The organism is uncultured Microbacterium sp. (assembly GCF_947632095.1).
Taxonomy (GTDB): domain Bacteria; phylum Actinomycetota; class Actinomycetes; order Actinomycetales; family Microbacteriaceae; genus Microbacterium.
The window spans coordinates 15,943-39,501 of record NZ_CANROA010000019.1 but is presented as its reverse complement, the minus strand read 5'-3'; the positions used below and the strand labels follow the sequence as shown (position 1 = coordinate 39,501).

Annotated in this window: 24 protein-coding genes and 1 tRNA gene; 6 read left to right on the top strand and 19 right to left on the bottom strand. The window is 67.9% G+C overall.

All coding sequences use genetic code 11. From position 1 onward, the window contains the following. The 8 genes from Q0Z66_RS07050 to Q0Z66_RS07015 all read right to left on the bottom strand — a co-directional run. Positions 1 to 527 (bottom strand): DEAD/DEAH box helicase (locus Q0Z66_RS07050; protein WP_298039473.1); only part of this gene is annotated, 527 nt, incomplete at its 3' end. Next, positions 524 to 1,291, bottom strand: a complete 768-nt coding sequence (gene tatC / locus Q0Z66_RS07045; RefSeq protein ID WP_298039470.1) for a twin-arginine translocase subunit TatC — start codon at positions 1,289 to 1,291, stop codon at positions 524 to 526. The genes tatC and Q0Z66_RS07050, both read right to left, overlap by 4 nt. Before the next feature lie 54 nt (positions 1,292 to 1,345). Beyond that, a complete protein-coding gene (gene tatA, locus Q0Z66_RS07040; protein WP_298039466.1) occupies positions 1,346 to 1,603 on the bottom strand; it encodes a Sec-independent protein translocase subunit TatA in 258 nt (85 codons plus the stop codon). A gap of 33 nt (positions 1,604 to 1,636) precedes the next feature. Then, on the bottom strand, positions 1,637 to 2,623 hold the full coding sequence (locus Q0Z66_RS07035) for a YafY family protein (RefSeq protein ID WP_298039463.1): 987 nt from the start codon (positions 2,621 to 2,623) through the stop codon (positions 1,637 to 1,639). Then, complete coding sequence (locus Q0Z66_RS07030; RefSeq protein ID WP_298039460.1) at positions 2,623 to 3,609, bottom strand: WYL domain-containing protein; 987 nt, start codon at positions 3,607 to 3,609, stop codon at positions 2,623 to 2,625. Before Q0Z66_RS07030 ends, Q0Z66_RS07035 begins: the two co-directional genes overlap by 1 nt. Before the next feature lie 2 nt (positions 3,610 to 3,611). Then, positions 3,612 to 4,562 (bottom strand): FKBP-type peptidyl-prolyl cis-trans isomerase, encoded by a 951-nt coding sequence (locus Q0Z66_RS07025; RefSeq protein WP_298039457.1) that lies wholly within the window; start codon positions 4,560 to 4,562, stop codon positions 3,612 to 3,614. A 10-nt stretch (positions 4,563 to 4,572) separates the two neighbouring features. Beyond that, entirely contained in the window at positions 4,573 to 5,589 is a 1,017-nt protein-coding gene (locus Q0Z66_RS07020) for a tRNA (adenine-N1)-methyltransferase (RefSeq protein ID WP_298039454.1), read from the bottom strand. Further along, the gene (locus tag Q0Z66_RS07015; protein WP_298039476.1) at positions 5,586 to 6,266 is read right to left on the bottom strand and encodes an HAD family phosphatase; all 681 of its coding nucleotides are present in this window, start codon (positions 6,264 to 6,266) and stop codon (positions 5,586 to 5,588) included. Before Q0Z66_RS07015 ends, Q0Z66_RS07020 begins: the two co-directional genes overlap by 4 nt. Positions 6,267 to 6,366: 100 nt before the next feature. Between Q0Z66_RS07015 and Q0Z66_RS07010 the strand changes: the two genes are divergently transcribed. Continuing rightward, positions 6,367 to 7,221, top strand: a complete 855-nt coding sequence (locus Q0Z66_RS07010) for a PAC2 family protein (RefSeq protein ID WP_298039452.1) — start codon at positions 6,367 to 6,369, stop codon at positions 7,219 to 7,221. Here the strand turns inward: Q0Z66_RS07010 and Q0Z66_RS07005 are convergent. Next, the gene (locus tag Q0Z66_RS07005; RefSeq protein WP_298039449.1) at positions 7,218 to 8,045 is read right to left on the bottom strand and encodes an undecaprenyl-diphosphate phosphatase; all 828 of its coding nucleotides are present in this window, start codon (positions 8,043 to 8,045) and stop codon (positions 7,218 to 7,220) included. The genes Q0Z66_RS07010 and Q0Z66_RS07005 overlap by 4 nt on opposite strands. Before the next feature lie 206 nt (positions 8,046 to 8,251). Here Q0Z66_RS07005 and Q0Z66_RS07000 point away from each other — a divergent pair. Further along, positions 8,252 to 8,335, top strand: a tRNA-Leu gene (locus Q0Z66_RS07000). A 90-nt stretch (positions 8,336 to 8,425) separates the two neighbouring features. Here Q0Z66_RS07000 and Q0Z66_RS06995 read toward each other — a convergent pair. Together Q0Z66_RS06995 and Q0Z66_RS06990 are read right to left on the bottom strand one after the other, a co-directional pair. After that, positions 8,426 to 9,520 (bottom strand): VIT1/CCC1 family protein, encoded by a 1,095-nt coding sequence (locus Q0Z66_RS06995; protein ID WP_298039446.1) that lies wholly within the window; start codon positions 9,518 to 9,520, stop codon positions 8,426 to 8,428. 38 nt (positions 9,521 to 9,558) lie between these two features. Continuing rightward, a complete protein-coding gene (locus Q0Z66_RS06990; RefSeq protein ID WP_298039444.1) occupies positions 9,559 to 11,301 on the bottom strand; it encodes a DEAD/DEAH box helicase in 1,743 nt (580 codons plus the stop codon). A gap of 125 nt (positions 11,302 to 11,426) precedes the next feature. Between Q0Z66_RS06990 and Q0Z66_RS06985 the strand changes: the two genes are divergently transcribed. Then, positions 11,427 to 12,275: an SGNH/GDSL hydrolase family protein gene (locus Q0Z66_RS06985; protein ID WP_298039441.1), complete on the top strand. Its 849-nt coding sequence runs from the start codon at positions 11,427 to 11,429 to the stop codon at positions 12,273 to 12,275. Here the strand turns inward: Q0Z66_RS06985 and Q0Z66_RS06980 are convergent. Beyond that, positions 12,264 to 13,064 carry an RNA methyltransferase gene (locus Q0Z66_RS06980; RefSeq protein WP_298039438.1) on the bottom strand — a complete coding sequence of 267 codons (801 nt, stop codon included), beginning with the start codon at positions 13,062 to 13,064 and terminating at the stop codon, positions 12,264 to 12,266. The two genes, Q0Z66_RS06985 and Q0Z66_RS06980, sit on opposite strands and share 12 nt — an antisense overlap. 63 nt (positions 13,065 to 13,127) lie before the next feature. Here Q0Z66_RS06980 and Q0Z66_RS06975 point away from each other — a divergent pair, with 63 nt between their 5' ends. Then, positions 13,128 to 13,967, top strand: a complete 840-nt coding sequence (locus Q0Z66_RS06975) for a Sir2 family NAD-dependent protein deacetylase (protein WP_298039436.1) — start codon at positions 13,128 to 13,130, stop codon at positions 13,965 to 13,967. After that, positions 13,964 to 14,548: a histidine phosphatase family protein gene (locus tag Q0Z66_RS06970; RefSeq protein ID WP_298039433.1), complete on the top strand. Its 585-nt coding sequence runs from the start codon at positions 13,964 to 13,966 to the stop codon at positions 14,546 to 14,548. Before Q0Z66_RS06975 ends, Q0Z66_RS06970 begins: the two co-directional genes overlap by 4 nt. Positions 14,549 to 14,551: 3 nt before the next feature. On the opposite strand, the gene Q0Z66_RS06965 is transcribed toward Q0Z66_RS06970, so the two are convergent. The 5 genes from Q0Z66_RS06965 to Q0Z66_RS06945 are packed head-to-tail and all read right to left on the bottom strand — an operon-like array spanning position 14,552 to position 20,484. Then, complete coding sequence (locus tag Q0Z66_RS06965) at positions 14,552 to 15,364, bottom strand: CoA ester lyase (protein WP_298039428.1); 813 nt, start codon at positions 15,362 to 15,364, stop codon at positions 14,552 to 14,554. After that, entirely contained in the window at positions 15,361 to 15,834 is a 474-nt protein-coding gene (locus Q0Z66_RS06960) for a MaoC family dehydratase (protein WP_298039423.1), read from the bottom strand. The genes Q0Z66_RS06965 and Q0Z66_RS06960 overlap by 4 nt, the downstream gene beginning before the upstream one ends. Then, positions 15,831 to 16,994, bottom strand: a complete 1,164-nt coding sequence (locus tag Q0Z66_RS06955) for an acyl-CoA dehydrogenase family protein (RefSeq protein WP_298039419.1) — start codon at positions 16,992 to 16,994, stop codon at positions 15,831 to 15,833. The genes Q0Z66_RS06960 and Q0Z66_RS06955 overlap by 4 nt, the downstream gene beginning before the upstream one ends. After that, positions 16,991 to 18,931: a biotin carboxylase N-terminal domain-containing protein gene (locus Q0Z66_RS06950; RefSeq protein ID WP_298039413.1), complete on the bottom strand. Its 1,941-nt coding sequence runs from the start codon at positions 18,929 to 18,931 to the stop codon at positions 16,991 to 16,993. The genes Q0Z66_RS06955 and Q0Z66_RS06950 overlap by 4 nt, the downstream gene beginning before the upstream one ends. Positions 18,932 to 18,936: 5 nt before the next feature. Then, a complete protein-coding gene (locus Q0Z66_RS06945; RefSeq protein ID WP_298039410.1) occupies positions 18,937 to 20,484 on the bottom strand; it encodes a carboxyl transferase domain-containing protein in 1,548 nt (515 codons plus the stop codon). A gap of 95 nt (positions 20,485 to 20,579) precedes the next feature. Here Q0Z66_RS06945 and Q0Z66_RS06940 point away from each other — a divergent pair, with 95 nt between their 5' ends. After that, the gene (locus Q0Z66_RS06940) at positions 20,580 to 21,191 is read left to right on the top strand and encodes a TetR/AcrR family transcriptional regulator (RefSeq protein ID WP_298039407.1); all 612 of its coding nucleotides are present in this window, start codon (positions 20,580 to 20,582) and stop codon (positions 21,189 to 21,191) included. On the opposite strand, the gene Q0Z66_RS06935 is transcribed toward Q0Z66_RS06940, so the two are convergent. Beyond that, positions 21,188 to 22,552 (bottom strand): dihydrolipoamide acetyltransferase family protein, encoded by a 1,365-nt coding sequence (locus Q0Z66_RS06935; protein WP_298039402.1) that lies wholly within the window; start codon positions 22,550 to 22,552, stop codon positions 21,188 to 21,190. The genes Q0Z66_RS06940 and Q0Z66_RS06935 overlap by 4 nt on opposite strands. After that, positions 22,549 to 23,559: an alpha-ketoacid dehydrogenase subunit beta gene (locus Q0Z66_RS06930; RefSeq protein ID WP_298039399.1), complete on the bottom strand. Its 1,011-nt coding sequence runs from the start codon at positions 23,557 to 23,559 to the stop codon at positions 22,549 to 22,551. The genes Q0Z66_RS06935 and Q0Z66_RS06930 overlap by 4 nt, the downstream gene beginning before the upstream one ends.

Sequence of the window (23,559 nt, the reverse complement as noted above, 5' to 3'; positions counted from 1 at the left end):
AGGGAGACGAGACGCACGCGCGTGGGCAGGTGGATGATGACCTCTTCCCACACCGCCCCGCGGAAACGATCGGCCAGGTAGTGGACCTCATCCATGACGACATAGCGCAGATCCGCCAGTGCCGGCGAGTCCGCGTAGATCATGTTGCGCAGCACCTCGGTGGTCATCACCACGATGCGCGCATTGCCGTTGACGTTCGTGTCTCCCGTGAGCAGCCCGACGTCGTCGGGGCCGTACACCTCGACGAGCTCCCGGTACTTCTGATTCGACAGCGCCTTCATCGGCGTCGTGTAGAACGCCTTGTCACGGGGCGTCTGCATCGCGAGATGGATCGCGAACTCTCCGACGATCGTCTTGCCGGCTCCGGTGGGGGCGGCGACCAGAACGCTGTTCCCCCGCTCCAGCGCGTGGCATCCCTCGATCTGGAAGGGATCCAGGTCGAAGCGCTGCTGCTCGGCGAATGCCGACGTCTCGGGGTGGGAGGCCGCCTGGCGGGCGGCGGCGTAGCGTTCGGCCGGAGAGGTCATGATGCGTCATCCAAGAGGAGTCCCTGCGCTTTCGCACGCTTGCGCCGGCCGCGATCCAGGATCATCGACAGGATGCTGGCCACAAGGTAGAGCACGACGAGGATGCCGGCCAGCAGAAGCATCGAGAAGATGTCGGCGGCGGGCGTCGCGATGGCCGCGAACAACGAAGCGATCAGGACTGCCCACCGCCAGCCCTTCAGCATCGTCTTCCCCGTCAGCAACCCCGCGAAGTTCAGCGCCACCATGAACACCGGCAGCACGAAGGCGATGCCGATCACGATGATGAACTTGAAGATGAAGTCGTAGTACTCCTTCGCGTTGAAGTAGTTGACTCCCCCCTCCGGCACGAAGTTCGACATGACCTCGATCACGTGCGGGGCCACCATCACCGCGACATAGGCCCCGCCGAAGAACAGCGGGATCGCGGCCGAGACGAACCCGATCGTGTACTTGATCTCCTTGCGCGTCAAGCCGGGCATGATGAATGCCCAGATCTGCCAGAGCCACACCGGAGCCGACAGCAGCACGCCGATCGCGAAGGCGATGCGCAGGCGCAGATCGAAGGCCGAGGAGACCCCCGAGAACACGAACTGCGCGAACGGAGTCTCGGTGCCGCGCGCCTCGTCGAGGATGCGAATCGGTGAGGTGATGTACCAGATGATCGCATCGGTGACGAAGAACGCGATCACCATTCCGATGACGACACCGATCGCCGAGATGATCAATCGGCGGCGCGCCTCTTTCAGATGCCCGCCGAGCGACATCCGTCCATCGCGACGCGGCTTCGGTGAGGCCGGTTTACCCAGCTCCGCCACCGGTCAGGAGCTGCGCGGCGGATTGTCCTGATCAGCAGGACGGTCCGTCGGACTCTGCGCCGGGGCAGCAGGCGGCGTCGCGGTTGAGTCAGTGGCCGCATCGGCCGCGTCATCTTCCTTCAGCGCCTTCATCTCGCCCTTGAAGACACGGGCGGACTGGCCGAGGCTCTTCGCCAGGGCCGGAAGCTTGGCCGCACCGAACAGCAACACGATGATGATCAGAATGATCACCAGGTGCGGTCCTGCGAAAAGATTTCCCATGTATTGCTCCTCAGGAGGGGGTTTCGTGCAAGTCTAACCGAGCGTCTCTGAATCCGGGTCCGCATACAGATCAAGGGCAGCCGCGGCCCAGTCGCGAGCGGAGGCGCGGGCGACCGGTGGATCCAGCACCTCCAGTGCACCGCCCAGCCTCGCCGCCGGCCTCTTGATCCCCCGTGGGTCGGCCATCTGGATCGTCAAGGAGACGAGATCGCCCGCCGAGTCGACATCACCCTGCGGAAGATAATCGACCAGCAGCGGAAGAAGACGTCGGTCGACACGAACCGATACCGCAGATTCCTCCCCCAGACTCCCGAACCCCTCCGGAATCGTGGCATCACCGTGCGCGATGACGATGTCGGTCACGGCCGCATCGCTCACTCGGTCGAGGTGGAAGGTTCGCATGGCCTGACGCATATGACACCAGCCCTGCAAGTACCACTGCCCGTTCGTGATCAGCACCTGCACCGGATCGACCGTGCGGATCGTGGGCTCGGCGTCTGGAGCCTGATAGCGGAACGACAGGGCGACCCCGCGCTCGAGCGCCGAGGCGACGATGTCGCGCACCGCATCGACGGCTCCCGGAACGATCACCACGTCGGCCGGAGCATCCGCCGCAGCCCGCGAGAGCTTCGCGAGCAAGCCGTTGACCAGGCCAGAACCCTCCACGGCCGGAACGGACGCCACCATCTGCAGTCCGGCGAGCAGCGCCGCCGCCTCGCGCGCTGTGAACCGCGGAACGCGGTTCAGCCCGACGTGGTTCGTGATCTCGATCGTGTCTTCATGATCGAGAAGATCCCAGTTGATGTCGAACATCTCATGCGGCTGCTGCCAGTAGCCGTCTTCGCCCGGCAGGCCGATCACCGTCAGCTTCTCGACCATCGCACGCATCTCGTCGACGGACACGGCGAACTCATCCGCGGCTTCGCGGAGCGAGACCTGACCACGCTCGAGCAGATAAGGAACCAGAGTCAGATATGCCCGCACGCGATCGACCGCGAGAGGCTTCGGCGCGTCGGCCATCACTCCCCCCTCCCCTCATGAGCGGCGACCGTCGCCCGCAGGCGCGCGATCACCGCTACGCGCAGATCAGCGGGCTCGACGACGCGCACCTCCGGACCATATGACGCGAGCTCATCCGCGAGGATGTGCATGTCGACATAGGGAAGGTCGAAGCCCTGGGTTCGCGCTGTCGCGCGCCGGCCCAGCCGCAACGCCGCCTCGGTGCCCGGGGTGATCTCCACGACCGCGCTGTTGCGTGCGGCCACGGCCTCCAGCCCTGCGCGGGCGCGGGCGCCCGCTCCCTCGCGCTTGGCGGCGTCGAAGTGCTTGCGCGTGCGGGCCACATCGCCGACGATCCGGCTGAGCAGGAAAGTGCGCTCGCCCTCGGACGAACGGTCGATCCCGTAGACGTGCCAGCGGGCCTCGTACTCGACGAGCGCGAGCGGCTCGATGCTCCGCCGCTGCGGGATCCCCTCCCCCGGCTTCAGATAGTCGAACTCGACGATCCGGGTGTTCTCGATCGCGTTCTGCAGGGGCGCGAAACTCGACTCGTGCGTGGCCACCCTCGGCGCGTATCCGATGATCGGTTCGTCGCCGTCGATTCCCAGAGCCCGGATCTTGCGGACCCCGGCCTGCGCATCGGCAGAGGCCGATCCGGCACTCCACACGCTGCCCGCCAGCTGTAGCACGGCGAGTTCCGCTGCGCTGAAGACGATGTCGTCAGGAAGGACGTACTCGGCCTGCGGGATGCGGTAGCGGGCCTGCCGGAGATCATTCGGATCACTGGATTCGCCAATGGTCTCGATCGGGACGCCGAGCGCTCGCAGCTCATCCTTATCGCGCTCGAACATCTTCTCGAGAGCATCCGGCCGTGCACCCGAATCAGCGCGCTGGCGGTACCCCGAGACGTTGTCGAGGATCTGCTGCTTCGTGAGACCGATCTCCGTCGCCATGAGCGCCACGACGAGATTCGTCTGACGCTCCTCCGGAGGGATCCGCACGGCCATGGTTAGCCTGCTGCCGCCGATGATTCGATGGCCAGGATGTCGACGACGAAGACGAGCGTCGAGCCGCCGGGGATCGAGCCCGTGCCCTGCTCGCCGTAGCCGAGCTCCGGCGGAACGACGATGAGAACCTGCGATCCGACTGTCTGCCCGATGAGGCCCTGCGAGAAGCCGGGGATCAGCTGCTGCAGGTCGAAGATCGTCGCGCCACGTTCCCACGACGAATCGAAGACCTTCTTATCCGCCCAGGTCACTCCCGTGTACTGGACCAGCAGGCTGTCGCCCTCGGCGACGGTCTCGCCATCACCGGCGATCAGCGTCTGCGCGACGAGCTCCGTGGGAGCCTCGGTGTCGGGGACGATGATCCCGGGGCGTCCGTCCGGTGCGCGGACCACAGAGGGCAGCCCGCGTCCGTCGTTGAACTGGGCCGTTCCCTCCGCGCGCGACGGGAAGACAGAGACGACGTCGAGCACGACGACCGCAGGCTCATCGACGCCGAAGGCCATGGCCGCTTCGTCGGCGGAGAAGACGACGACGGATCGCGTTCCCTCCGTCGCGCACTCCAGCGCCGCGGCCAGCGCGGGACCGCTCTGCGCATAATCGGCGACCGAGACCATCTGAGAAACCTGCTCGTCGTATGCCGTCGCGCCGATGAAGTCACCGGTCTCGCCGGAGTACACGCTGAACTCGACCAACGCCTTCTGCGTAGCCGAGGTGATCGCGCGCCCCTCACCGACGATGACGTCATCGAACCCGCTGACATCACCGATCGGCGTGTGCAGCTCGACATCGGGTGCGGTGCCGATCTCACCGCTGATGGTCGCGATGCTGTCGACGCCCGTCGACAGCGCATCGCGGTCGCAGCTGGCGCCGTCGAAGGCGGGCGCTGCGGCGCACCCGGTCAGAGCGGCGGCGGCGAGGCTGAGTGTGGCCAGAGCGGCAGACGATTTACGCACGTTTTCCAGTCTATTCCGAAGCCTGCTCGCCGGCGCGCGCCGCGGCGGCGTCTCGGGCGCCCTCGGCGGCCTTCGTCGCCTCGCGCACGCGCTTGCGCAGGTTCTTGTCGGTGATCTCACGGTCGCCCACCGCGCCGGGGGTCCACAGCTCGAGATCCTCATCGCCGTAGCTCGACTTCGATGCGCGGCGCTTGATCTCGGGTGCGACCGTGCCCGGTGCGAGACGTCGCGCTGTCAGCAGGAAACCGGTGTGCGCGACCATGCGGTGATCGGGACGCACGGAGAGCCCCTCGACATGCCAGCCGCGGACCATGGTCTCGGAGGCATCCGGATCCGTGAAGAGCCCGGTGCCGCGGATGTACTCCGCGACCCGGGAGAGCTGGGTGGCGGTTGCGATGTAGCAGAGGACCACGCCGCCGGGAGTGAGCGCCTCGGCCACGACATCCATGACTTCCCAGGGCGCGAGCATGTCGAGCACGACACGATCGACGCTGCCTGCGGCCTGCTTCTCGGGAAGAGCCTCGAGCAGGTCTCCGACGACGACCTCCCAGGTGTCGGGAGTCTCGCCGAAGAACGTCTCGACGTTCGCCTTCGCGACCTCGGCGAAGTCCTCACGGCGCTCGAAGGAGACGAGCGTGCCCGCAGGGCCCACGGCCCGCAGCAGAGACAGCGACAGCGCGCCGGATCCGACACCGGCTTCGACGACCGTCGCACCGGGGAAGATGTCGGCCTGCATAACGATCTGCGCGGCGTCCTTCGGGTACACGATCGCCGCACCGCGCGGCATCGACATCGCGAAATCGCGCAGCAGCGGACGCAGCGCCAGGTATTCGTGGCCGGAGGTGTTCGTCACGACGGAACCATCGGGCAGGCCGATGACATCGCGGTGGAAGAGCACTCCGTGGTGCGTGTGCATCTCGCCATCAGCGGTCAGCGTGATCGTGTGAAGACGGTTCTTGGGCCCTGTGAGCTGGACACGGTCGCCCTCGCGGAAGGGGCCACTGGGCCGGGCGGATGCTGAACTCATCGGGTCATTCCTTCATTGCGGGTGGTGCGGGCGCTCGAGAATGCGGCGACCACGTCGTCGACGGTTCGGCCGTCGAGCGTCGGCCAGAGGTGGTCGGCGCCGAGGCCGTCCAGAGCGATCATGTGGGGCACGGCGAGTGTGACGGCGCCGGATGCGACGCCGGATGCGAGACCCGTGATCGAGTCCTCGATCACGAGCGTGTCGGCGATGTCGACGCCGAGCGCATCCGCCGCCTGCAGATACGGTGCGGGATGCGGCTTCGCGTGCTCGACCTCGTCTCCGGCGACGATCAGCTCGAAGGCATCGAAACCGATGAGGTCGACCACGCTCTCGGCCATGCGGCGCAGCGACATCGTCACGAGTGCGGTGCGGATGCCGGATTCCTGCAGCGCCTGCAGAAGCTCACGCGCACCGGGCCGGAACGGGACGCCCCGCGTGGCCAGCGCCGTCCGCACATCGTCGGTCAAGCGATCCACGATCGCCTCGGACTCCATATCGACACCCACGGACTGAAGAATCCGGGCGCTCTCCATGAGGCCGTTGCCGACGAGCTGCAGCGCCTGCTCGTGCGACCAGGTCCCGCCGAACGATTCGACCAGCGCGGTTTCCGCAGCCATCCAGTACGGCTCGGTGTCGACGACGGTTCCATCCATGTCCCACAGGACAGCGTGCGGCATTTGAGTCACCGCACCATGCTAGCCCGGCCTGTGCGCCGTGCCGGCCCGGCGCCGACTAGCCTGGAAGGATACCCGCCGACCGGGAGGAAGGGAGAACCCGATGGATGCACTCGGAAATCGCATCGTCGTCGTCGCCTTCGACGGGTGGAACGACGCCGGAGAAGCCGCAAGCGGCGCCGTGCAGGCGCTCCGCGATCGCACCGACTACGAGCTGGTCCACAGCGTCGACCCGGAGCTCTACTTCGATTACCAGTACACGCGCCCCTCCTCGCAGATGGATGCGACGGGTCGTCGTGAGCTCCGCTGGCCGGAGGCCGCGCTCTGGCGCCCGGCAGAGCCCGCCGACGGCGAGCATCCGGAGCTGTGGCTGCTCACGGGAGTCGAGCCCGCACGCACCTGGCAGGCGTTCGCGAACGAATTCATCGATGTCGCCCTGCGCGATGATGTGACCGGTTTCATCCTGCTCGGTGCGATGCTCTCCGATGTGCCGCACACCCGGCCGATCTCGATCTTCAGCGCGAGCGCGAACGAGCAGGTTCGCGAGACGCTCGACCTCGAGCGCTCCCTCTACGAGGGCCCCGTCGGCATCCTCAGCGTTCTCGAGCACTTCGCCGAACGCGCCGGCATCCCGACGGCGACCCTGTGGGCCAGCATCCCGCACTACGTCGCCTCGGCGACGCCCTCCCCCAAGGCAACGCTCGCTCTGCTCGATCGCCTCGAGGAGCTCACCGGCATCGATGTGCCGCGCACGCGCCTGCGCACGGATGCCGCGACGTGGGAAGCCTCGATCGACGCCGCTGCGGCGGAGGACGAGGAGATGACCGACTACATCCACCAGCTGGAGCGCACGCGCGACACGTGGGACTCCCCCGAGGCATCCGGCGACGCCATCGCCCAGGCCTTCGAGAAGTACCTCCGCCGCCGGGGCGAAGGCCCCGGCGACCGCAAGCGCTAGGCGGCGATCGCGCCGGTTCCCAGCAGAACGAGCAGTGTGGCGCCGAGCAGGATGCGGTAGATCACGAACGGCAGGAAGCTGCGCTTGGAGATCCAGCTCATGAAGAACGCGATCACGCCGAGCGCGACGACGAACGCGATTCCGGTCGCGGCGATCGTCTCGCCCATCGAGAAGTACTGATCCGGCGAGTTCCAGCTCTTGAACAGCTGGTAGAAGCCGCTGCCGAACACTGCCGGGATCGCGAGCAGGAACGCGTAGCGCGCCGCCGCGGCGCGTTCGTACCCCAGGAAGAGCCCCATCGTGATCGTTCCGCCCGAACGGGAGACGCCCGGGATCAGCGCGAGCGCCTGTGCGACGCCGTAGAGGATGCCGTGCGGATACGTGAGCTGGTCGAGCGTGCGCCGCTTGGCGCCGACGTAGTCGGCGACTCCGAGCAGGATGCCGAACACGATCAGCATGATCGCGACGATCCACAGGGACCGCAGCACGGTTTCGATCTGGTCGGCGAAGAGCAGTCCCAGCACCACGATCGGAATGCTGCCGATGATGATCAGCCATCCCATGCGCGCATCCGGGTCGTTGCGGGGCACGCGACCCACGAGCGAGCGGCACCACTGGGAGATGATGCGCACGATGTCCTTCCAGAAGAAGACCACCACGGCCGCCTCGGTGCCGATCTGGGTGATGGCGGTGAACGCCGCCCCCGGGTCCTCCCCCGAGCCCGTGAAGGTGCCCACGATGCGCAGGTGGGCGCTGGAGGAGATCGGCAGGAACTCAGTGAGTCCCTGGATGATGCCGAGGAACAACGCTTCAAGCAGGTGCATGGAGGGTCTTTCTGGATGGTTCGGGAGCGGGCCTCAGCGTTCGCGGCAGAAGCAGAAGTGCCGCCGGCTGATCGACGACAAGCGAGTCTACGCCAGCAGGAATCACGGCCGAGAGGAGCGCGGCACGCCCGGGCTGCACCTCGGTTCGGCACTCCCACACACTCCTGGTAATGTTTCATGAGTCGGCAACGACGGAAACACCACCCGCGCGGGTGGCGGAATGGTAGACGCGCTAGCTTGAGGTGCTAGTGCCCGAATAGGGCGTGCGGGTTCAAGTCCCGCTCCGCGCACAGTACGAAGAAGGGCCCCCAGAGATGGGGGCCCTTCTTCGTTGTCCGGCCGTTCCTCGTCCGTTGCGCGACTGATCCGCGCCGCGCGATCTACACGGCGCCGACGTCGAACAGCAGGCCGAGCAGGTACGTGACCGCCGCAGCGCCGAAACCGATCGCGAGCTGCCTCAGCGCACGACGGCCGGGAGGTCCCCCGGAGACGATTCCCACGAGGGCTCCCGTGCCCAGCAGTGCGACTCCGACGAGCGCCAACGCCGTAAGGATCGCGGTGATCCCCTCGAGGCCGAATATCCACGGCAGCACGGGGACGATCGCTCCCGAGGAGAACAGCAGGAAGCTCGACAGAGCCGCAGACCAGGCCCCGCCCACCACGTCCTCGTCCGGCGACAGCACGTTCACCGGCGCGGTCGAGGAGCGCCGCACGCCGGCTTGAGCCGCACGGATGATGCGCCGCGAGCGGGTGAGCGCCTCGTCCGAATCCATTCCGCGCGCTCGGTACACCAGCGCAAGTTCGTTCTCATCGATATCGAGGTCGCCGGCCGACTGCGCGGCGTCGTCGTTCGCCTCGGTGGAGGCGAGCAGTTCGCGCTGCGATCGAACGGAGACGAACTCCCCCGCGCCCATCGAGAGCGCGCCCGCGAGCAGGCCCGCAATCCCGCTGAACAGGACGAAGGTCGACCCGACTCCGGTCGCCCCGATGCCCAGCACCAGCGCCAGATTGCTCACGAGGCCGTCGTTCGCGCCGAACACCGCCGCGCGGAACGACCCCGACAGACGGCGGCGCCCTCGGGCGGCGAGACCGCGCACGACCTCGCCGTGGATCTTCTCATCCGCCCGCATCGCCGCGGTGGCGTACTGCTCGCTGTCGTAGGGCGAGCGCGCCTCGGCGCTCTGGGCGAGCACGAGGACGAACACCGAGCCGAACCGGCCCGCCATCCACGCCAGCAGTCGTGAGCGGATGCCCGCGCGCGGCAGCCGTGCGGGCTCACCACCGAGCAGATCGAGCCAGTGCTTCTCATGGCGCCGCTCGGCGTCGGCGAGGCTCTGCAGGATCTCCCGCTCCTCGCCGCTGCGACGCTCGGCCAGCTGCTCGTAGACGCGCCCCTCGAGGCGCTCCTCGACGAGATAACGCGCCCATCGGCGCCGATCGGCGGGCGTGGGCACAGCGGGTACCGACGTGGTCATGCGAACTCCCTGACGGATGAGGCGTGACCCCACGCTAGCTAAGAACGCACCCGCTTACGCAGAACATCGATGCGCGACTGCAGCTGCGTCACGGTCGCCTGGGGCACGGCAGGGCCGCCGCAGATGCGGCGCAGCTCGGCGTGCACGGCGCCATGCGGCTCGCCCTTCTGGCGGGCGTACAGGCCCACGAGGCTGTTGAGCAGCTGACGCTGCTCGCGCAGCGTGCGGTGCAGGGGCTGCGGGATCGTCGTGGTCGCCTCCGGACCCGCCGATGCCTCGCGAGCCTCGCGGAGCTTCGACTGGCGCGACTGGCGCTGCATGAGCAACTCATGCACGTGCTCGGGCTCGAGGAGTCCCGGAATGCCGATGAACTCCTCTTCTTCGGGGGTTCCCGGTTCGGCGAGCTGACCGAAGTCCTGCCCCTCGAACACGATCCGGTCGAAGTGGGCGAGCGAGGAGATCGCCTGATAGCTGAACTCCTGAGTCAGGGCGTCGGAGGTCTCCTCCTCGCGGTTCGCGCTCTCCAGCAGCGAATCGTCGAGGCCGTCCTCGTCTTTGCTCTTGCGGTCGAGCGCGTGATCGCGCTGCTTCTCCATCTCGTTCGCGAGCTTCATCAGCACGGGAACATGCGGGAGGAATACGCTCGCGGCCTCGCCGCGACGGCGGGCGCGCACGAAGCGGCCGATCGCCTGCGCGAAGAACAGCGGCGTCGACGAGGAGGTCGCGTAGACACCGACGGCGAGACGGGGAACATCGACGCCCTCGGACACCATGCGCACCGCGACCATCCACCGTCGGGTGTTCGCGCTGAACGACTCGATGCGCTCGGAGGCGGTGCTGTCATCGGAGAGGACGACGGTCGGATGCTCACCGGTGAGGCTGTGCAGGATCTTCGCATACGCGCGGGCAACGGTCTGATCCGTCGCGAGCACCAGACCACCGGCATCCGGGATGTGGTTCCGGATCTCGGTCAGCCGGCGATCCGCGGCGGAGAGAACGGCCGGCATCCATTCGCCCTCGGGGTCCAGCGCCGTGCGCCAAGCCTGCGAGTTGACGTCCTTCGTGTTGTCTTGGCCGAGGTGCGCCTCGAGTTCGTCGCCGGCACTCGTGCGCCAGCGCATCTTGCCCGAGTACATGTGGAACAGGACGGGCCGCACGACGCCATCGGCCAGAGCCCGGCCATAGCCGTAGGCGTAGTCGGTCGACGATACCCGACCACCCGACTCGTCGGGGGCATAGGTCACGAACGGGATCGGTGCCGTGTCGCTGCGGAACGGGGTTCCCGACAGCGACAGCCGCCGCTTCGCTGGACCGTAGGCGTCGCGAATCGCGTCTCCCCAGCTCAGCGCATCGCCGCCGTGGTGCACCTCGTCGAGGATCACGAGGGTCTTCGCGTCTTGCGTGAGGTGGCGGTGCACCGACGATTTCGCCGCGACCTGCGCATAGGTGACGACGACACCGTGGTACTCCCGAGAGGGCGCCCAGTGAGAGTTCTTGAAACGCGGATCGAGGCGGATGCTGACGCGGGCGGCGGCATCGGCCCACTGCGTCTTCAGATGCTCGGTCGGCGCCACGACGATCACACGGTTCACCTCGCCCATGCGCAGCAGCTCGACCGCCAGGGTCAGCGCGAAGGTCGTCTTACCGGCCCCGGGGGTCGCCGCAACGAGGAAGTCCCTCTGATCGCGGGCGAAATAGGTCTCCAGAGCCTCACGCTGCCAGGCGCGCAACTTATCAGCCGTACCCCACGGGGCACGCTGCGGAAAGGAGGGAGAAAGCATCCTCTCCAGCGTAATCGGTGCCGCCGACACTCAAGGCCGTGCTCTGCTCTCGGCCGCCCCATAGGGGTAGGCTCATCCGCGCCGACACCCCGATCCCGGGTGCGCCAACCCTGGAGGAGACCGTGATGACAGCTCAGGATCCGCACCGCACGCCCTTCGTCGACAACGAGGGCCCCCACCCCTGGCACCGATTCGTCGCCGTCGGCGATTCTTTCACCGAGGGGATCGGCGACCCCGATCCCGAAGCGCCCGGCGGGCACCGCGGCTGGGGCGACCGCGTGGCAGAGGTGCTCTCCAGCCAGGTCGACGACTTCGCCTACGCGAACCTCGCCGTGCGCGGCAAGCTCATCGCGCAGATCGTCGCGGACCAGATCGAACCGGCCGTCGCCCTGCGACCCGATCTCGTATCCATCTGCGCCGGCGGCAACGACGTGATCCGACCGGGAACAGACCCCGACGACATCGCCTCGCAGCTCGAGGACGCCGTCGCACGTCTCGCGTCGACGGGAGCCGCGGTGCTGCTGTTCACCGGCATCGACACCGGCTTCACCCCGGTGTTCCGCGCCTTCCGCGGCAAGGTCGCGATCTACAACGAGAACGTGCGCGCCATCGCCGAGCGCCACGACTGCATTGTCGCCGACCAGTGGGCGCTGAAGACCGTGCAGGACCCGCGCTTCTTCGACGACGACCGTCTGCACTACAACGCCCTCGGCCATCACGAGGTGGCGCGCATGGTTCTCCGCGCGCTCAACGTCCCCAACGACCTCCAGGCCATGCAGCCCGACCCACTGCCCGTTCGAACCTGGCGCGAAGCGCGCGGCGAGGACCTGGGCTGGGCTCGGGAGCACCTCGTCCCCTGGGTGCTGCGCCGTCTGCGCCATCAGTCCTCGGGCGACCTCATCACCGCGAAGCGCCCGGACCCCGCACCGGTCGTGCCGCACCGGAGCAACAGCACGGACGAGTCAGCCGGCTAGCGCCCACAACGCCACCGCTGCCGCTGAGGCGACGTTGAGCGAGTCCACGCCCCCACGCATCGGAATCGTGACGACGGTGTCCGCCCGATCGATCACGTCCCGCGACAGTCCGTCGCCTTCCGTGCCCAGCACGAGCGCGACCCGCTCCGGACGCTGATCGCGGAAAGCATCGAGCGGGACGGCGTCATCGCTCAGCGCGAGCGCCGCGATGTGGAAGTCATGCTCATGCAGCTGAGTGACAAGATCGCCCCAATCATCGAAGCGCGTCCACGGCACCTGGAACACCGTGCCCATGCTCACCTTCACACTGCGGCGATACAGCGGATCCGCGCAGCGGGCGGAGACGAGCACGGCATCCGCACCGAGCCCCGCGGCCGCGCGGAACGCCGACCCGGTATTGGTGTGCTCGATGAGGTCATCGAGGATGAGCACCAGACGCGCATCGCGCAGCACCTTAGCGACCTCGGGCAGCGCCGGCCGGCGCATGGCCGCAAGTGCGCCCCGATGCACCGCGTACCCGGTGACGACCTCGAGCACGTCATCCGGTGCCACATAGACCGTGACGTCGCGCTCCCCCAGGGCTTCCTCGACGGAAGCGAGCCGTCGCCGCTGCACGAGCACCGAGCGCGGCTCGTGCCCGGCCGCGAGAGCGCGCTCGATGACCTTCGCGGACTCGGCGATGTAAAGGCCCTCCGCGGGTTCCTTCACCCTTCGCAGCATCGTGTCGGTGAGGTCGCGATAGTCACTCAGACGGGAGTCGTCCGGATCCGTGATGTGCTCGATGCGCATACCCCCAACTCTGCCACCCGCGGCACACGCGAACGGACGCCGTAGACTCCCCGGGGAGGATCTGTGACCACGACGACCGACACCGCGCTCGCCGCGGAGATCGCACGTCTCGGCGATCTGCTGCGCGGACGCCGGACCACAGTGCTCACGGGAGCCGGGATCTCCACCGCCTCCGGCATTCCTGCCTATCGCGGTGCCGGTGCTCCCGCACGGGCGAATCCGATGACCGTTCAGCGGTTCCTCGGAGACGAAGCGGCGCGTCGCCGATACTGGGTCGGCGGCCACCTCGGATGGCGCGCGTTCTCCTCCGCCGCGCCGAACGCCGGGCATAGGGCACTCGCCGAGATGGAGCGGCAGGGCACCGTCGCGGGGATCATCACACAGAACGTCGATGGTCTCCACCTGCGGGCAGGCAGCACCCGGGTCATCGAGGTGCACGGCACGATGCGCCGAGTCGGATGCCTCCGCTGCGGTCAGGTCTTCGATCGCGGCAGCGTCGCCTCCCAGATCGAACAGCGCAACCCCTGGGTCACCCGGCCCGAGAACATCGAGCTCAACCCGGACGGCGATGTCTCCCCCGCCAGCAGCGATGACTTCATCATCCCGACGTGCACAGTGTGCGACGGCATGCTCAAGCCCGACGTCGTCTTCTTCGGCGAATACGTCCCCCGGGAACGCTTCCGCTCCGCCGAGTCCCTTCTCCGCTCCGGCGACGCGCTGATCGTCGCCGGTTCCTCTCTCGTCGTGAACTCGGGGGTGCGTCTCGTCGAGCGCGCCCGCCGCCGCGGCATCCCCCTCGCCATCATCAATCACGAGCCCACTCGTGCCGACCCTTGGGCCGATATGACGCTCGCCGCCGACACGAGCATGGTGCTCCCGGCCCTGCAGGAGCTCCTCGCATGACGCTCATCACCCTCGTCCGCCACGGCCAGACCGACTGGAACCTCGCGCGGCGCATTCAGGGGACAACCGATATCCCCCTCAACGACACCGGGCGGGAGGACGCCCGATCTGCCGCCGCGCTCCTCGCCGCCGACACTCACCACGCCGTCTATGCCAGCCCGCTGAGCCGGGCGCACGAGACAGCGCAGATCATCGCCGCAGCTCTCGATCTCCCGGAGCCCCAGCTCAGCCACGACATGCGCGAACGCGAGTTCGGAGACGGCGAAGGGCTTCTCGTCGCCGAATACCTCGAACGCTATGCGGACTGGCACGTCGCGCCCGAGGGCGCCGAGACCCTCGACACGGTGCGCGACCGAGCCATGGGCGCGCTCGATGTCATCGCCCGCGAGTCCCGACGGCGATCCGCGCCGGCCGCCGAGTCGATCATCGTCGTCACGCACGGCGGTGTCATCCGGTCGCTGCTGAACCACGCCTCCAGCGGAACGCTGCCGCGCGAGGGCGAACCGCTGCTGAACGGATCGGCGCACCGTTTCGAAGCATCGCCGCACGGGCTGAGGATCCTCGAGCAGATCTCCCTCTGAATCTCACAGAACGCGCGCGAGCACGGTTCTCGCATGACGAAGCACGGGCTCGTCGATCATGCGACCCCGAAAGCGGAAGACGCCCGCGTTGCTCTCCGCCGCGGCGAGCACGTCACGCGCCCAGGCGATATCTGATGCCTGGGGCGCGTAGGCGGCGCGGATCGTCTCGACCTGAGTCGGATGGATGCATGCCGTGGCAGCGAAACCCGATGCCGCGGCATCCATCGCCTCCTCGCTCAGACCAGCACGGTCATCGATGTCGAGATGAACCGCATCGATCGCCGCCGCCTCATGCGCTGCGGCTTCGAGGAGGACACGCGAGCGCGCATATCGCACGACATCGCGGTAGCGGCCATCGCTGCCACGGCTCCCGGTTCCACCGAGAGAGGCGACGAGGTCTTCCGCTCCCCACATGAGCGCCACGACACGATCGTCGCGCGCGAGATCAGCGGCTCGACTGATCCCCCGCGCCGTCTCGCACAGTGCGATGAGTTCGAAACGCCGGTCGAAGAGGGCGAGCGCCCCCGGATCCTCCGCCTTGGCGACCATGACCCGGAAGAATGGTGAGGAGCGCAGCATCTCGACATCCGCGCCGTATTCCCCCGTGTCAGGGGCGTTGACCCGGACGATCACCCGCGCGGGGTCGAGATCGGCATGCTTCACCGCATCGCGAGCGCGCTGCTTCGCGGCGGGGTCGACGGCGTCCTCGAGGTCGAGGATCACGGCATCCGCCCGGGAGAACGCCTTCTCGAAGCGGTCCGGGCGGTCGCCTGGACAGAACAGCAGTGCCGGCCCGAGCTCGAACATGGTTGTCATCCCTCCTGCGGTGCGCAGTGGACGAGGACCGTCCGTCGCGCCGTCGCGACGACCACCCCATCCTGGTTCCTCCCGGTATGGGAGATGGTGCAGATCCCCTGGCCGGGACGGGAACCCGAAAGCCGCTTATCGATGATCACGCTCTCGGTGTAGAGCGTGTCGCCCGCGAAGAGCGGGTGCGGGAACGAAATATCCCCCAGCCCGAGCTGCGCGACGAGGGTCCGCTGCGTGAGCTGGCTGACGGATGCTCCCACCATGGTCGACAGCGTCCACATCGAGTTCATGAGGCGTCTGCCGAATTCCTGCTCGGCCGCGAAGGCCTCGTCGAGGTGCAGCGCCTGCGTGTTCATGGTCAACGTCGTGAACAGGACGTTGTCGGCCTCGGTCGCAGTGCGGCCCGGCCGGTGCAGGTAGCGCGCATCGAGTTCGAACTCCTCGAAGTACAGGCCGCGCTGCACGATCTCCTTCATGCCACCACCCCCAGTGCTCGTGCGATGACGAGCAGTTGCACCTCGGTGGTCCCCTCGCCGATCTCGAGGATCTTCGAATCCCGGTAGTGCCGGCCCACGGCGGACTCGTTCATGAAGCCGTTGCCGCCGAAGATCTGGGTCGCGTCACGGGCGTTGTCCATCGCCGCCTCGCCGGCGATGAGCTTGGCGATCGCCGCTTCCTCCGCGAATGGGCGACCGGCATCGCGCAGACGTGCGGCGTGGTGCCAGGCGAGCCGGGCCGTATGCACCCGGGCACGCATCCGGGCGAGAGTGAACTGGGCGTTCTGCCGGGTGCTCAGCGCACTGCCGAACACCGTGCGGCTCTTCGCGTACGCCACGGCGTCCTCCAGGCATCCTTCGGCGGCCCCGGTCGCGAGCGCCGCTATCGCGATGCGCCCCTCGTCGAGGATGCTGAGGAAGTTCCGGAACCCGGCGCCCTCCACGCCGAGCAGATTCTCCTGCGGCACGCGCACGCCGTCCAGCACCAGGGGGTGGGTGTCCGAAGCACGCCAGCCGACTTTGTCGTAACCGGGCTCGACCGAGAAGCCGGGTGTTCCGTTCGGCACGATGATCGTCGAGATCTGCTTGCGCCCGTCCGTGACACCGGTGACCGCCGTCACCGTGACGAACCGGGTGATCGGGGTGCCGGAGTTCGTGATGAACTGCTTGGCGCCGTCGATGACCCAGTCGCCTTCGTCGAGGCGAGCGGTCGTGCGCGTCGCGCCGGCATCGCTGCCGGCTTCCGGCTCGGTCAGCCCGAAGCCCGCGAGTGCGCGGCCGGCGACCAGGTCCGGCAGCCAGCGTTCCTTCTGCGCTGCGTCGCCGAAACGGTGGATCGGCATGGCGCCGAGGCTGACCCCGGCTTCCAGCGTGATCGCGATCGACTGATCGACGCGGGCAAGGGCCTCGATCGCGAGTCCCAGGGCCAGATAGTCGCCGCCCTGGCCACCGATCTCCTCGGGAAAGGGCAGGCCGAAGAGACCGAGCTCCCCCATCTGTGCGACGACGTCCATCGACAGGGTGTGCGTCCGGTCTGCCTCATAGGCCTGCGGTGCGACGACCGTTTCGGCGAACTCGCGGACCATGCCGGCGAGCTCGCGCTCCTCATCGGTGAGATCCGCGCTGAATGCTGACGTCATGCTGTTCCTTCCTCTTCGGTCGTCGACGGGGTCACCGTCGCCATCACCTGATCTCGACGCGCCTGGTCGCCGACGGCGATCTGGAGGTGGACGGTGCCATCGTGGGGTGCGAGCACCGGATGCTCCATCTTCATGGCCTCGATCGAGACGAGCGGCTGTCCACGGGTGACGGATGCTCCGTCCTCGACATGCACGACTACCACCGCGCCCGGCATCGGGGCCCGGGCCTCGGGGCCCGCCGCCCGCTCCGGTGCGCGGTCGCGCGCGGCGAGCCGATGACGAAGCCGGGCTCGACGGTCGAGCGGCCGCAGCCGCAGTGCGCGACCGCTCTCCGAAACCCACACTGCGCCCTCGGCATCCATCGCCGCGCTGACGACCGTCTCCATCGGATCCAGGCACTCGATGCTCGTGTCCTCCACGACCTCGCCGGCATCCGTGAGAAAAGCGACCGACCGGACCGCATCATCCCTCATCTGGGCCCAGACGGCCCCGGCCCGCGCTGCGGTGTCGCCGCGGCCCCGCGGCGCCTGGACATTCCACTCCTCCCGTGCCGCGCGAATCATCGCCGCACTGGGCGGCAGTGCCGTGACCGGCAGCAGGGTCTCGATGAGCCCCGTATCGAGATCTCCCGCGCGCACGCGCTCATTCGCGAGCAGCAGCCGCAGAAAGGCGATGTTCGTCTCCACACCGAGGATCACGGTCCGTGCAAGAGCATCGTCCAACCGTTGCAGAGCCGTGGTCCGGTCCGGTCCGTGCGAGATGATCTTCGCGATCATCGGATCGTAGAAGTCGCTGACCCGCCCACCGCTCTCGATCGCGGCATCCACCCGCACCCCCGCGGGAGGCTCGAAGCGCATGACGACACCGCTCGAGGGGACGAAGCCGCGCTCCGGCGCCTCCGCGTAGATGCGCGCCTCGATCGCATGCCCCGTGATGGGCGGCGCCGCAGGCAGGGCTCTTCCTCCGGCGACCGCGAGCTGCAGCGCCACGAGGTCGAGCCCGGTGACGGCTTCGGTCACGGGATGCTCCACCTGCAGACGCGTGTTCATCTCGATGAAGAAGAACTCCGACGGCGCGTCCGCATCCACAAGGAACTCGACGGTCCCCGCCCCCGTGTACTCGACGCTCTCGGCCACCCGCACAGCGGCGGCGAACAGGCGTTCGCGCACATCGGAGTCGAGCGCCGCCGCCGGCGCCTCCTCGATCACCTTCTGATGCCGGCGCTGCAGCGTGCACTCGCGCTCGCCGAGGGCGATGACGCGCCCGTCGCTGTCGCCGAAGACCTGAACCTCGATGTGCCGGGGCCGGCGGATCAGCCTCTCCAGAAGCAGCGCGTCAACGCCGAACGCGGCGCGCGCGACGCGGCGCGCCGATCCGAGTGCCGCGGGGAGGGCGTCCGCATCGGAGACGATCTCCATGCCTTTGCCACCGCCGCCCGAGCGCGGCTTGATCAGGAGGGGGAACCCGACCTCGGTCGCTCGCACAGCGATTTGGCCGTCGGAGAGCCCGGAGGCGTCGAAGCCGGGGACGACGGGAACGCCTCGAGCGGCGACGTGCTCGCGGGCGCGCACCTTGTCTCCCATGATCTCGATCGCCTCGATCGAGGGGCCGATGAACACGATCCCCGCCTCCGCACAGGCCCGCGCCAGAGCGGTACTTTCTGACAGGAAACCGTAGCCGGGATGGATGGCTTTCGCATGGGAAACCATCGCTGCGTCGATGATCCTCTCCACGCTGAGGTAGGAGTCGGCAGCGGCCGCGGGCCCGACCCTCAGCGCGAGATCCGCCTCGCGGACGTGCGGGGCATCTGCATCGGCGTCGCTGTGAACGGCGACGCTGCGCAGGCCCCTCGCCCGCACGGTGCGGATGATCCGGCGCGCGATCTCGCCGCGATTCGCGATCAGGACGGTGTCGAAGTCAATGTTGTCGGGAGTCATCTCGATCACATCCGGAACAGGCCGAAGCGGGATTCGGGCAGGGCGCTGCGGGCCACGACATCCAGAGCCAGACCGAGGACGTCTCGGGTCTTGTCCGGGTCGATGATGCCGTCGTCCCACAGCCGGGCGGTGGCGTAATAGGGTTCCCCCTGCGACTCGTACTGCGCACGGATTGGAGCTTCGAAATCGGATCGCTCCTGCGCGCTCCAGGACTCCCCGCGAGCGGCTCGCTGATCCTCGGTGACGGTCGCCAGAACGGAGGCCGCCTGATTGCCGCCCATGACGGAGATGCGGCTGGCCGGCCAGCTCCACAGGAAGCGCGGCGAATAGGCCCGCCCGCACATCGAATAGTTGCCGGCGCCGAAGGACCCCCCGATGATGACCGTGAGCTTGGGCACACGGGTCGTCGCCACGGCGGTGACCATCTTCGCCCCGTCCTTCGCGATGCCCGATGCCTCGGCCTCCGAGCCGACCATGAAGCCGGTGATGTTCTGCAGGAAGATCAGGGGGATGCCCCGCTGATCGCACAGCTCGATGAAGTGGGCTCCTTTGAGCGCGGACTCGCCGAACAGGACGCCGTTGTTCGCGACGATGCCGACCGGATGCCCGTGCAGACGCGCGAATCCGGTCACGAGCGTCGTCCCGTACAGGCTCTTGAACTCATGGAACGTGTCACGATCGATGAGTCGCCGGATGACCTCGTGCACCTCGTAGGCCGCGTTCACATCGACGGGGACGACGTCGTAGAGACTCGTCGCATCTTCAGGATTCGCTGAGGGATGGGTCTCCCAGGCGGGCTCATGCGGCGCCGGCAGCGTCTCAACGATGTCGCGGACGATCTCGAGGGCGTGCTCATCGTCGTCGGCCAGATGGTCGGCGACGCCGGAGCGCCGCGCGTGCAGGTCGCCCCCGCCGAGTTCCTCCCCTGTCACGATCTCGCCGATCGCGGCTTTGACCAAGGGGGGTCCGCCGAGGAAGATCGTGCCCTGGCCTCGGACGATCACCGTTTCGTCGCTCATCGCCGGAACATAGGCGCCGCCGGCCGTGCACGAGCCGAGGACGGCGGCGATCTGCGGGATGGATGCTGCACTCATGCGCGCCTGGTTGAAGAAGATTCGTCCGAAGTGATCACGATCGGGGAAGACCTCGTCCTGCATGGGCAGGAACGCCCCACCGGAATCGACGAGGTAAAGGCACGGGAGGCGGTTCTCCAGCGCGATCTCCTGCGCGCGCAGATGCTTCTTGACGGTCATCGGCAGATAGCTGCCGCCCTTCACCGTGGCGTCATTGCAGATCACCATGACGTGGCGCGCGTGCACGAGGCCGATCCCGGCGATGACGCCCGCACCCGGCGCCTCATCGCCGTACATCCCCTCGGCGGCCAACGGGGCGATCTCGAGGAAGGGGCTGCCCTCGTCCAGCAGACGGGCGATGCGGTCGCGAGGGAGGAGCTTTCCTCGCTCGAGATGACGTTCTCGGGAGCGCTGCGGGCCTCCGCGAGCCGCTCGGAAAAGGCGCTCTTTTAGCTCTGCGACCAGGCTTTCCTGGGACACGGCAAGTCCTCCTCGACTCACTCAGTGGCACGGCGCGGGCCTTTTCGGTTATTCTTCATTAACCCGACAATTTAGGTTAGCGAGCGTTAACTGAAATGACAACCCCTCTCACCGCACGGGATCGCGCCAAGGCCGAGCGCTCCGACGCGCTCCTCACCGCGGCCGCCCGACTCTTCGCCGAGCGCGGATACTCCGGCGTCAGCCTGGAAGACATCGGCGCAGCCGTCGGCGTCTCCGGCCCCGCGGTCTACCGGCACTTCACCGGCAAGCAGGCACTGCTCGGAGCCGTGCTCGTGCGCGTCAGCGAGCTCCTCATCCGCGGCGGAGCAGATGTCGTCGCGAACCTCGCAGACGCCGAAGAGCGGATGCTCGCCCTCATCGACTTCCACGTCGACTTCGCCCTGCGCCAGGCTCACGTCATCCGTGTGCAGGATCGCGACATCGCGCACCTCTCCGATGCCGACCGCGCTGAGGTGCGACGCCTCCAGCGCAACTACATCGACCTGTGGGTCGCTTCCCTCGCACCGTTGCTCGACGCTCCGACGGCCGAAGCACGCCTGCGCGTGCAGGCGTGCTTCGGGCTCATCAACTCCACGCCGCACAGCACGCGCAGCGCCAGCCGCACGAAGGCCTCGACCGCGGCGCTGTTGAACGCCATGGCCTACGCGGCCCTCACCGCCGCGGCATCGGACGCACCGAAGCCCTAGTGCAGCATCGCCCGCGCCGGGTCCTCGAGGATGTCCGCGACATCCCGCAGGAAGCGAGCACCCTGCGCGCCGTCCACGATGCGGTGGTCGAAGGAGAGGCTGAGCGTCATCATCTGCCGCAGCGCGATCTCGCCCCGGTGCTCCCAGGGCTGTCGTCGAACGGCCCCTATTGCGAGGATCCCCGACTGCCCCGGCGGCAGGATCGGCGTGCCGGCATCGATCCCGAACACGCCGATGTTCGTGATCGAGAATGTGCCGCCGGCCAACTGGTCCGGTGTCGTCCGACCAGCGCGGGCCGTGTCCGTCAGATCGCGCAGAGCAGCCGCGAGATCCGGAAGGCTCAACCGCTGAGCGTCACGGATGTTCGGGACGATGAGTCCGCGCTCGGTCGCCGCCGCGATGCCCAGGTCGACATAGTGCGGTTGGATGATCTCCCCCGCCGCCTCGTCCCATCGTGCGTTCAGATCCGGTGTTCGACCGAGCGCGAGGCAGACGACCTTCGCGATGATCGCGAGCAGACCGATGCGGTTCGCCGACGGATCATGCCCCTCGCGCAAGCGGGCGATGAGCTCCATCGTCGCGGTGACATCGACCGTGTGGAAGGTCGTGACGTGCGGTGCGGTGAACGCACTGCGGACCATCGCCGCGGCGGTGTGCTTGCGCACGCCGCGGATCGGGATCCGCGTCTCTCGATCCTGCACCCCCGACTCCTCCGGCGGAGTCGGCGCCGGAGCGGCAGGCATGGCGGGAGCCGGCGCCCCGATGCGCTCCGCATAGGCGTCCACGTCATCACGCGTGATCACGCGGTCACCGACTTCGGCCGCGACGAGCACGATGTCGACGCCGAGACGCTTCGCATGGGCGCGTACGGGCGGCGTCGAGCGAGGCCTCTCATCCGGGCGGGGCTCGGCCGGTGTCTCCGGAACGTCATCGTGCGGCGCCGCTTCCAGCACAGCGGCATCCGCACGGGTCGGCGCGGTCGAGCGTCGAGCCCGACGCACCGGAGCGCCCCCACTGCGGGAGGCCGCCCCGTAGCCGACGAGGTTCGGCGGCGACACCTCCTCATCCACGGCATCCTGATCACCCTGCTCGACGGCATCGGGTTCGGGCGCACCCGCACCCCCGCCGACATCGACCGCGATCAGGAGCGCTCCGACGTCGATGGTCTCACCGGCCTGTGCGTGCAGCTGCTGAACCGTCCCCTCATAGGGCGAGGGGAGCTCGACCACCGCCTTCGCGGTTTCCACCTCGGCGAGGATCTGGTTCAGCGCCACAGAGTCCCCGGGTGCGACCTTCCACTCGAGGATCTCCGCATCGGCGAGCCCCTCGCCGAGATCGGGAAGTCGGAACTCTTCGATCATGATCCGGCTCCCGTCAGGCTGTTCGGACGATCCAGCACCCGGTCAACGGCATCCAGAATGCGATCCAGATCCGGCAGATGATGCTTCTCCAGCTTCGCGGGCGGGTAGGGAACATCGTGGCCGGTCACCCGCAACGGCGGAGCCTCCAGGTACTCGAAGCAGCGCTCGGTGATGCCTGCGATGGCCTCGGCGGCCAGCCCCGCCTCGCGCGACGCCTCGTGAACGACGACGACGCGCCCCGTCCGCCGCACCGAGGCGTCGATGCATCCGGCGTCCAGCGGCGACAGGGAGCGCAGATCGATCACCTCGAGCGAGATCCCCTCCGCCTCGGCAGCGGATGCGGCATCCAGAGCCGTCCCCACCATCGCGCCATAGGTGATGACCGTCGCGTCCACGCCGGTGCGAACCCGACGCGCGACGCCCATCGGCACAGCATCCGCCAACGGCGACTCGCGGTCGACATCGCCCTTGCGGTGATAGAGCCGCTTCGGCTCGAAGAAGACGACCGGGTCATCCGAGGCGATGGCCTGGCGAAGCATCGTGTACGCATCGGCCGGATTCGACACCGCGACGACGCGCAATCCGGCCGTGTGCGCGAAATACGCCTCCGGCGACTCGGAGTGATGCTCCGCGGCACCGATCCCGCCCGCCCAGGGGATGCGGATCGTGATCGGCATCTTCACACGCCCGTGCGAGCGGTAGTGCATCTTCGCCACCTGCGAGACGATCTGGTCGAATGCCGGGTAGACGAAGCCGTCGAACTGGATCTCGACGACCGGCCGATAGCCGCGGAAGGCGAGCCCGACCGCGCTTCCGACGATGCCGGACTCCGCGAGGGGCGTGTCGATGACCCGTGCCGCCCCGAATTCGTCGAGCAGTCCGTCCGTGATGCGGAAGACGCCACCCAGCGCTCCGATGTCCTCTCCGAGGAGCACGACGCGATCATCGTCGCGCATGGCCTGGCGCAGGCTCTCGTTGAGCGCCTTGCCGAGAGTGAGCTGCTCCAT